Source organism: Curtobacterium sp. UCD-KPL2560 (assembly GCF_001705035.1).
Taxonomy (GTDB): Bacteria; Actinomycetota; Actinomycetes; order Actinomycetales; family Microbacteriaceae; genus Curtobacterium.
The window spans coordinates 1-7,221 of record NZ_MCIG01000111.1; the positions used below are offsets into that span (position 1 = coordinate 1).

Genomic DNA, 7,221 nt, shown 5'->3' on the forward strand with positions numbered 1-7,221 from the left:
TGAAGATTGCTCCGAAAAGGGGTGCATTCCGGAGTGGACCGGCGTACGGTACCGTCAACCACTCTACGTGCGCAGCCGAGATCAGGAGGTGGGCGCATGGATCAGCCGTTGCGCGACCCCTGGCGCGCGATGCTCCGGTACGTCCTCGCGGGCGCCGGGGCTCGCACCGGGGCCGGAGCAGCGGGAGCAGGCGCCGGAGCGGGAGCAGGCGCCGGAGCAGCGGGAGCCGGTGCCGGCGCGGGCACCACCGAGCGGACCGGCGCGACGACCTGGTCCACGGTGGAGCCCACCGTGCCGGTCACGCCCTGCACGAGTCCGCCGACCAGGCTGCGCTGCTGGACGCCCTCGGCGGAGGCCGGACGGGCACCGAGCACGAGCGAGAGCAGCACGAGGGCCGCGGCGACGCCGACGCCCGCGAGGACGTACCGGAGCATCGCGCGCCAGGGGTCGCGCAACGGCTGATCCATGCGCCCACCTCCTGATCTCGGCTGCGCACGTAGAGTGGTTGACGGTACCGTACGCCGGTCCACTCCGGAATGCACCCCTTTTCGGAGCAATCTTCAAGAAAGGCCGGACGTGGTCTCGATCTTCAACGCCCCGACCCGCAACCTCGACGTCGTCACGCTGCACGAGGTCCTCCGTCTGCGTCAGGACGTCTTCGTCGTCGAGCAGGAGTGCGCCTACGGCGACATCGACGGCCGCGACCTCGAGCCCGGCACGCTGCAGTTCTGGGCCGGTCAGGGGTCGGTCGACGCCACCCTCCGCCTGCTCCGCGAACCGGACGGCACCGAGCGGATCGGCCGGGTCGCCACGGCCCGGCACGCGCGTGGGCAGGGCCTCGGTGCCCGGCTCATGGAGGCCGCGATCGCCGAGTCGCGGTCGGGCTCGATCGCGATCCACGCGCAGGCGCACCTCGAGCAGTGGTACAGCCGGTTCGGCTTCGTGCGCTCCGGGGACGACTTCGTCGAGGACGCGATCCCGCACGTCCCGATGACCCGCACGCGCTAGCCGCCTCCCCCGTCACCTCGGCGCGGGTGCACCCGTGCCGGGGTCAGGCCCGCCAGCGCCGGAGCTCGTCGAACGAGCGGCCCTGCGTGGCCCGGTCGGCCACGAGTCGCTCGAACACGATGTTCGTCTGGGTCGTGGCCACCGCCGGGTCGCCGCTGAGCTCGTCGGCCACGAAGTCCCGGAGCTGCTCGGTCGACGTGCAGGCGATGTGCACGAGGAAGTCCTTGTCGCCCGCGAGGAACGACACGTCCTGCACGACGGGCACCCGGAGCAGGCGCTTCGCGAAGTCCCGGAGCTCGTGCCGGGCGGCGGCGTGCACCCGCACGGAGACCATCGCCTCGATCGCGAACCCGAGCCCGGCGACGTCGACGTCCGCGCGGTAGCCCCGGATCAGCCCGGCGTCCTCGAGCGCACGGACCCGGGTGAGGCAGGTCGACGGTGCGACGCCGACCTCGGCCGCCAACCGGTTGTTCGGGATCCGGGCGTCGGCGGCCAGGGTCCAGAGGATGCGCTCGTCGACCTCGTCGAGTCGCGGAGCGGGGGTGGCACGGCGGGCTGGGCGGTCGGACACGCACCGACGGTACCGCGGGCCGCGCCGTCCGCCCAGCGCGGGCCGACCGCCGGGGGTGCGCCGCGCCTCCCGGCCGCTGCCCGTGCGACGTGCGCCGCGTGGCGGACGCGGTCCGCGCCGGACCCGCTCCGTCACATGGCGAGCGTCATGCCGACGACCGCGACGGTCATCGCGAAGACCTCGCCGCTGCGCACCGCGCGACGGTCCTCACGGGCCCACTCGTGGCGGAGCAGCCAGCCGCTGAAGGCGCAGTAGCCGACCACGCCGGCGCCGAGGACCGCCGTCAACGCGATCCCGTGCCCGGCGTGACCGTCGGCGAGACCGCTCGCGTGGCCCATCAGGAGCATCCCGGACATGACGACCGCCGAGAGCGCGCGGTGCACGTCCATCGGCTCGGCGCGGCGGCCGTCCGGTCGACGTCGGCGCATCACCGGCAGCGGGGCCAGGAGCAGGAGCACGGTCGCGGCGAGGATCGTCCACGCGGCACCGGCGTGCGCGACCGGCAGCACCATCGCGACGAGCATCACCGTCGCGGGCACGATCACGCCCGGACGCGGGCGGTAGCGGTCCCCGACGATGCAGCACACCGACGCGAACTGCGGCACGACGAGCATCGCGTCGGCGACGGTCTCGTGCACGGCGGTCATGTCGGGCGGTGGGTCCGGTGCGGCTGGAGCCGGACGGTCAGTCCTGCTCGACGCGCGCGGCGGCCTTGTCGGCGCGCTGCTGCTTCACACGGGCGTTCTCGGCGTGCACCTCGGCCTGGGTGGCGCGCTCGCGCACGAGCCACTCGGGCATCTCCTGCAGCAGCGCCTTGATCTCGGCGGTGGTCAGCGGTTCGTCGACGCCGGCGCGCGTGAGGCCCGAGATCGAGATGCCGAGCTTCTGCGCGACGACCGGGCGCGGGTGCGGGCCGTCGCGGCGGAGGTCCTCGAGCCACGCCGGCGGCGCGGTGCGGAGCTCGTCGAAGGCGGTGCGCGTGACGGGCTCCGCCTGGAACGACTCCGGGGCCGCCGTCAGCAGGATGCCGAGCTTCTTCGCAGCCGTCTCGGGCTTCATCGTCTGTTCCTGCGCCATGAGGACCAGGGTACGGCCCCTAAGCTCGGTTGCATGACCGCGGCACTCACCATCGCCTTCGTCCCGGGGGTCTCCCCCGCGAAGTGGGTCCGGGTCTGGCGGGAACGCCACCCGGACGCCGCCCTCGGCCTGCGCCCCATCGGGCACGACGAGGTCGACGACGCACTCACCGGCGACGCCGACATGGCCTTCGTCCGGATGCCCGTCGGCGCGCACCTCAACGCCATCCCGCTCTGGACCGAGACCGCCGTCGTCGCGATGCCGAAGGACTCCCCGCTCGCCGAGGGCGACGTCGTCACCGACGCCGACCTCGCCGACGTGCACGTCGTCGACGCGGGCCCCGTCCCCGCGGACGTCGCCGCGGCGCTCGACCTGGTCGAGGCGAACGTCGGGGTCGTCGTGCTCCCCCAGTCGCTCTTCCGCGCCGCCAGCCGCAAGGACCTGGTCTCGCGGCCCCTCGACGGCGCCGCCGGGACGCGCGTCGCGCTCGTGTGGCGGGACGCGGACGCCTCGGAGACGACGGACGAGTTCATCGGCGTGGTCCGTGGGCGGACCGCGAACAGCTCGCGCTCCGACCAGGACCGGCCGGGAGGCGCGTCCCGCGTCGACGACGACGCTACGGCCGGGGCGGACGGCCGGTCCGACGGCGGGGCCGGCTCGGCGCCCGGTGGCCGCGCCGGTTCCGGCGGGCGCGCCGGTTCGAGCAGTGGTTCCGGCGGCCGTGCGGGTTCCGGCGGCGGTTCCGGTGGCGGCAAGGCCAGCGCGAAGCAGACCGGCGGCGGCAAGGCCGGCGGCAAGGGTGCGCGGAAGCCCCGCGGCGGCGGCCGTCCGGGCACGCAGCGCCTCGGGAACGGGAAGCCGAAACGCGGATCCAAGGGCAACCGGTGACCGAGACGCGACTGGTCCCGATGCCGGCCGACCGGCTGCCGGGCTGGCTCGACCGGACGATGACCGAGTACGTCCGGTCGCGGATGCGCGCCGGGGAGTCGCGCGAGCGGGCCGAGGCGAACGCCCAGCGGTCCACCGAGCAGTGGTTCCCGGACGGCACACCGCTGCCGGAGCACTTCGTGTGGGACGTCGTCGACGAGCAGGACGAGGTCGTCGGGTTCCTGTGGATCGGCCCCTTCACGGTCGGCGGGTCCGAGTGGTGGGTCTTCGACGTGGAGATCGACGAGCCGTACCGACGCCGCGGGCACGCGCGCCGGGCGCTCGAGGCCGCGCAGCGCCTCGCGGCGGAGCACGGGGCGACGAGCATCGGGCTGAACGTCTTCGGCTACAACACGGGCGCGCAGGACCTGTACGCGCAGCTCGGCTACCGCGTCACGGCGACGCAGATGCAGCTGCCGCTGGGCTGAGGCGGTCCGTCGTCGGGGTGCTGCGGCGGCGGCGCTCGCTGCTGTGGGGTCCGCGGCGGTGTCGGGTGTCAGGACCAGACGCCGGAGGTCCCGCGTCGGTGGCTGCCGACCAGGTGCGTGTCGACGATGCCGAGCGCCTCCATGAGGGCGTGCATCGTGGTCGGCCCGACGAAGGCGAACCCGCGCTTCCGCAGGGCCTTCGACAGCGCCGTCGACTCCGCGCTCGTCGTCGGCACCTCGTCGATCGTCCGCGGCGCCGGCGTGGTGTCGGGGCGGAAGGACCAGACGAGGTCCGCGAGACCGCCGTCGGCGCGGAGGGCCACCGTGGCGTTCGCGTTCGTGATCGTCGCCGTGATCTTCGCCCGGTTCCGCACGATGCCGGCGTCGCCCATCAGGCGTTCGACGTCGTCGTCCCCGAACGCGGCGACGGTGTCCGGGTCGAAGTCCGCGAAGGCCGCCCGGAACGCCGGACGCTTCGCCAGGATCGTGCGCCAGGACAGTCCCGACTGGAACGCCTCGAGGGACAGGCGCTCGAACACGCCCCGCTCGTCGCGCACGGGCACGCCCCACTCGGTGTCGTAGTAGTCCCGGAGCAGCGGGTCCGTCGCGGCCCACACCGGGCGAGCCAGTCCGTCCGCACCGACGACGAGGCCCGAGGGGATGCTGGCGGGGGCGCTGTCGTCCGAGGTGCTCACGGTCCCATCCTCGCGGGTACGTCCGACGCGCGTCGCACGGTCAGGCGTCGCCGCCCGGTGCACGGTCGGGAGCCCCGGCCCGGTGCTCGGTCGGGCGTCGCCGCCCGGAGCGGTCGCTACTCGGTCGGCGGTCCGACCCGCATCACGTCCTGGTCCATCCAGACGTACTCCCAGCGGTGGCCGTCCGGGTCGGTGAAGCTGCGCTGGTACATGAAGCCGAGGTCGGTCTCGGGCCGGTCCTCGTCGCCGCCCGCCATCACCGCGGCGTCGACGATGCGGTGCACCTCGTCCTTCGACGCCGCGCTGAGCGAGTTGATCACCTCGATGGAGCCGCGGTCGGCGATCGTCTTGTCGGTGAACTCCCGGAACTTCGCGTGCGTGAGGATCATCACGTACACGGTGTCGCTGACGACGACGCAGGCCGCGGTCTCGTCGGTGAAGTCCGGGTTGATCGAGTAGCCGAGCGCCTCGTAGAACGCCTTCGAGCGGTCGAGGTCGGCGACGGGGAGGTTGATGAACACCATCTGGTCCACGGGCGGGTCCTTTCGTCAGGATCAACCTGGCCCGACTCCCCCGCCGGCGCAACCGTTCCGGCTCGGTACGGCCGGTCCACAGCGGACATCGGCCCTCAACGACGCGAATCCCCGGGCGCGCGCTTGCTGCAGGACATCCGGGGATCACTTCCAGCCGAGCAGCACCCGACCGACATGTCAATGCTAGCGCCCGGGCACCCGGTCAACCGAGCGACCGGCCGCGGTGCCCGTCCCGCTCGCTAGGATCTGCCCATGAGCGATCCGGTCACCGACACCACGACGCGCCCCCGTCGGATCCTGGTCCTCAACGGACCGAACCTCGACGTGCTCGGGCGGCGTGACCCGGCCCAGTACGGCACCGTCACCCTCGCCGAGATCGAGGCGATCGTGCACACCGAGGCTGCGGTGCACGACCTCGAGGCGGACTTCCGGCAGACGAACCACGAGGGCGTGCTCGTCGAGTGGCTGCACGAGGCGCTCGACGACTTCGTCGGGGTCGTCGTCAACCCGGCCGCGTACGCGCACACCTCCGTGGCGCTGCACGACGCCGTCGAGGCCCTGACGGTCCCCGTCGTCGAGGTGCACCTGTCGAACACGTGGAAGCGCGAACCGTTCCGGCACGTGGACCACGTCGCGACCGCCGCGACAGCGGTCATCGCCGGCGCGGGCGCCGACGGCTACCGCCTCGCGGTCGCACACGTCGCGTCGCTCCTCGACTGAGCCACACCCGGACGGGAGGCGCGTGGCGGGCCCGCACCGCGCCTCCCGTCCGTCGCGCACCGCGTTGACGCGCCCGGTGTCCTCTGCTGAGGGACCGGGGTCCTCGCGGCTAGAAGTCGGCCGGTCGCCGCACCTCGGCCGCGCCGGCCGCCGCGAACCCACCACGGACGATCGGGAGCGCCCGTCGCACCGCTTGGTCGATCCGGAGCTCGAGGTCGACGCTCGCGACGTCGTACCCGCCCTCGCGCTTGGTGAAGTCACGCTCGTTGCCGAACACCCCGAGCGGCAGCGTCGTCGACTGGAAGAAGCCGAACAGCGGACGCATCTGGTGCTCGACGAGCAGCGCGTGCCGGTCACTCCCGCCGGTCGCGGTGAGCAGGACCGGGGTGTCGACGAGGTCGTACTGCCCGACCCAGTCGAAGAAGAGCTTGAACGCGCCCGAGTACGCGGCGCGGAAGGCCGGGCTGCCGACGACCAGGACGTCCGCGGCCTCGACGGTCTCGAGGGCGCGTCGGGTGCGCTCGGACATCGCCTCGCGGGACGGCGCCGCGGCGAGGTCGGCCAGCAGCGGGGCGACCTCGACGGTCTCGGTGCGTGCGTCCGGGAGCTCGGCCGCGAACCGCGCCACCGTCGCGGCCACGAGGGTGGAGGTGCGCGAGGGGTCGGAGGGGCTGCCGCTGACGCCGACGACGAGGGTTCCGCTCATGCCACCGATGCTCACACGCGGCCGCGCGCCCCGTCCGCGGTGTGACGGCATGTGTCGCCCGACGACCGCCGGGTGTGACGGCATGTGTCGGGTGCCAGCCGCCCGGCGTACCGTGCCGGGGATGCAGACGTTCCTGCCCTACGCCGACTTCCGTGCCTCGGCGGAGTTGCTCGACGACAAGCGGCTCGGCAAGCAGCGGGTCGAGACCCTGCAGGTGATGCGGGCGCTCACGCTGCCGGACTACGGCTGGCAGCACCACCCCGTGACGGCGATGTGGCGCGGGTTCCGTCCGGCGCTGATGGCCTACCAGGACGCGACGTGCCGGGTCTGGCTCGAGCGGGGGCACGCCGACACCTGCCTCGAGAAGACGCTGCTCGACCTGGCACGCATCCCGGAGGACCTCGCCGCGTACGAGCGCGGGGACTTCCCGGTGCCGGCGTGGAACGACGACCCCGCGGTGCACCGGTCGCACCGGTCGAAACTCGTGCAGAAGGCCCCCGAGCACTACCGGCCGCTGTTCCCGGACGTGCCGGAGGACCTCGACTACGTGTGGCCG

The 7,221-nt window shown here is 73.4% G+C and carries 12 protein-coding genes; 5 read left to right on the plus strand and 7 right to left on the minus strand.

What is annotated here, in order from left to right; genetic code table 11:
* Positions 1 to 101: 101 nt before the first annotated feature.
* Positions 102 to 467 (minus strand): hypothetical protein, encoded by a 366-nt coding sequence (locus BEP24_RS17880; RefSeq protein ID WP_216093154.1) that lies wholly within the window; start codon positions 465 to 467, stop codon positions 102 to 104.
* A 109-nt stretch (positions 468 to 576) separates the two neighbouring features.
* On the opposite strand from BEP24_RS17880, the gene BEP24_RS15470 reads away from it, so the two are divergent.
* Positions 577 to 1,008, plus strand: coding sequence for a GNAT family N-acetyltransferase (locus BEP24_RS15470; RefSeq protein WP_065964925.1), 432 nt, complete (start codon positions 577 to 579; stop codon positions 1,006 to 1,008).
* A gap of 43 nt (positions 1,009 to 1,051) precedes the next feature.
* On the opposite strand, the gene BEP24_RS15475 is transcribed toward BEP24_RS15470, so the two are convergent.
* From BEP24_RS15475 to BEP24_RS15485, 3 genes are all read right to left on the minus strand, one after another.
* The gene (locus tag BEP24_RS15475) at positions 1,052 to 1,579 is read right to left on the minus strand and encodes an Lrp/AsnC family transcriptional regulator (RefSeq protein ID WP_065964927.1); all 528 of its coding nucleotides are present in this window, start codon (positions 1,577 to 1,579) and stop codon (positions 1,052 to 1,054) included.
* A gap of 131 nt (positions 1,580 to 1,710) precedes the next feature.
* A complete protein-coding gene (locus tag BEP24_RS15480) occupies positions 1,711 to 2,226 on the minus strand; it encodes a hypothetical protein (RefSeq protein ID WP_065964929.1) in 516 nt (171 codons plus the stop codon).
* Between the two features lie 37 nt (positions 2,227 to 2,263).
* Entirely contained in the window at positions 2,264 to 2,656 is a 393-nt protein-coding gene (locus tag BEP24_RS15485) for a DUF5997 family protein (RefSeq protein WP_065964931.1), read from the minus strand.
* A gap of 33 nt (positions 2,657 to 2,689) precedes the next feature.
* Here BEP24_RS15485 and BEP24_RS15490 point away from each other — a divergent pair, with 33 nt between their 5' ends.
* Positions 2,690 to 3,544 carry a LysR family transcriptional regulator substrate-binding protein gene (locus tag BEP24_RS15490; RefSeq protein ID WP_065964933.1) on the plus strand — a complete coding sequence of 285 codons (855 nt, stop codon included), beginning with the start codon at positions 2,690 to 2,692 and terminating at the stop codon, positions 3,542 to 3,544.
* On the plus strand, positions 3,541 to 4,011 hold the full coding sequence (locus tag BEP24_RS15495) for a GNAT family N-acetyltransferase (protein WP_083230428.1): 471 nt from the start codon (positions 3,541 to 3,543) through the stop codon (positions 4,009 to 4,011). The genes BEP24_RS15490 and BEP24_RS15495 overlap by 4 nt, the downstream gene beginning before the upstream one ends.
* A gap of 68 nt (positions 4,012 to 4,079) precedes the next feature.
* On the opposite strand, the gene BEP24_RS15500 is transcribed toward BEP24_RS15495, so the two are convergent.
* Both BEP24_RS15500 and BEP24_RS15505 read right to left on the minus strand, forming a co-directional pair.
* Positions 4,080 to 4,706 carry a DNA-3-methyladenine glycosylase I gene (locus BEP24_RS15500; RefSeq protein WP_065964939.1) on the minus strand — a complete coding sequence of 209 codons (627 nt, stop codon included), beginning with the start codon at positions 4,704 to 4,706 and terminating at the stop codon, positions 4,080 to 4,082.
* A gap of 116 nt (positions 4,707 to 4,822) precedes the next feature.
* Positions 4,823 to 5,230: a VOC family protein gene (locus tag BEP24_RS15505; RefSeq protein ID WP_253181730.1), complete on the minus strand. Its 408-nt coding sequence runs from the start codon at positions 5,228 to 5,230 to the stop codon at positions 4,823 to 4,825.
* Between the two features lie 261 nt (positions 5,231 to 5,491).
* Here BEP24_RS15505 and aroQ point away from each other — a divergent pair, with 261 nt between their 5' ends.
* Positions 5,492 to 5,959 carry a type II 3-dehydroquinate dehydratase gene (gene aroQ / locus BEP24_RS15510; RefSeq protein ID WP_065964943.1) on the plus strand — a complete coding sequence of 156 codons (468 nt, stop codon included), beginning with the start codon at positions 5,492 to 5,494 and terminating at the stop codon, positions 5,957 to 5,959.
* 109 nt (positions 5,960 to 6,068) lie between these two features.
* Here the strand turns inward: aroQ and BEP24_RS15515 are convergent, their stop codons facing one another.
* On the minus strand, positions 6,069 to 6,665 hold the full coding sequence (locus tag BEP24_RS15515) for an NAD(P)H-dependent oxidoreductase (RefSeq protein WP_065964947.1): 597 nt from the start codon (positions 6,663 to 6,665) through the stop codon (positions 6,069 to 6,071).
* A gap of 121 nt (positions 6,666 to 6,786) precedes the next feature.
* Between BEP24_RS15515 and BEP24_RS15520 the strand changes: the two genes are divergently transcribed.
* Positions 6,787 to 7,221 (plus strand): MSMEG_6728 family protein (locus tag BEP24_RS15520; protein WP_065964945.1); only part of this gene is annotated, 435 nt, incomplete at its 3' end.

Bases quoted from the DNA above. Each gene is read 5' to 3' on its own strand.
- BEP24_RS15515 (WP_065964947.1), bottom strand. From the start codon at position 6,665: ATGAGCGGAACCCTCGTCGTCGGCGTCAGCGGCAGCCCCTCCGACCCC.
- BEP24_RS17880 (WP_216093154.1), bottom strand. From the start codon at position 467: ATGGATCAGCCGTTGCGCGACCCCTGGCGCGCGATGCTCCGGTACGTC.
- BEP24_RS15480 (WP_065964929.1), bottom strand. From the start codon at position 2,226: ATGACCGCCGTGCACGAGACCGTCGCCGACGCGATGCTCGTCGTGCCG.
- BEP24_RS15505 (WP_253181730.1), bottom strand. From the start codon at position 5,230: ATGGTGTTCATCAACCTCCCCGTCGCCGACCTCGACCGCTCGAAGGCG.
- aroQ (WP_065964943.1), top strand. From the start codon at position 5,492: ATGAGCGATCCGGTCACCGACACCACGACGCGCCCCCGTCGGATCCTG.
- BEP24_RS15485 (WP_065964931.1), bottom strand. From the start codon at position 2,656: ATGGCGCAGGAACAGACGATGAAGCCCGAGACGGCTGCGAAGAAGCTC.
- BEP24_RS15490 (WP_065964933.1), top strand. From the start codon at position 2,690: ATGACCGCGGCACTCACCATCGCCTTCGTCCCGGGGGTCTCCCCCGCG.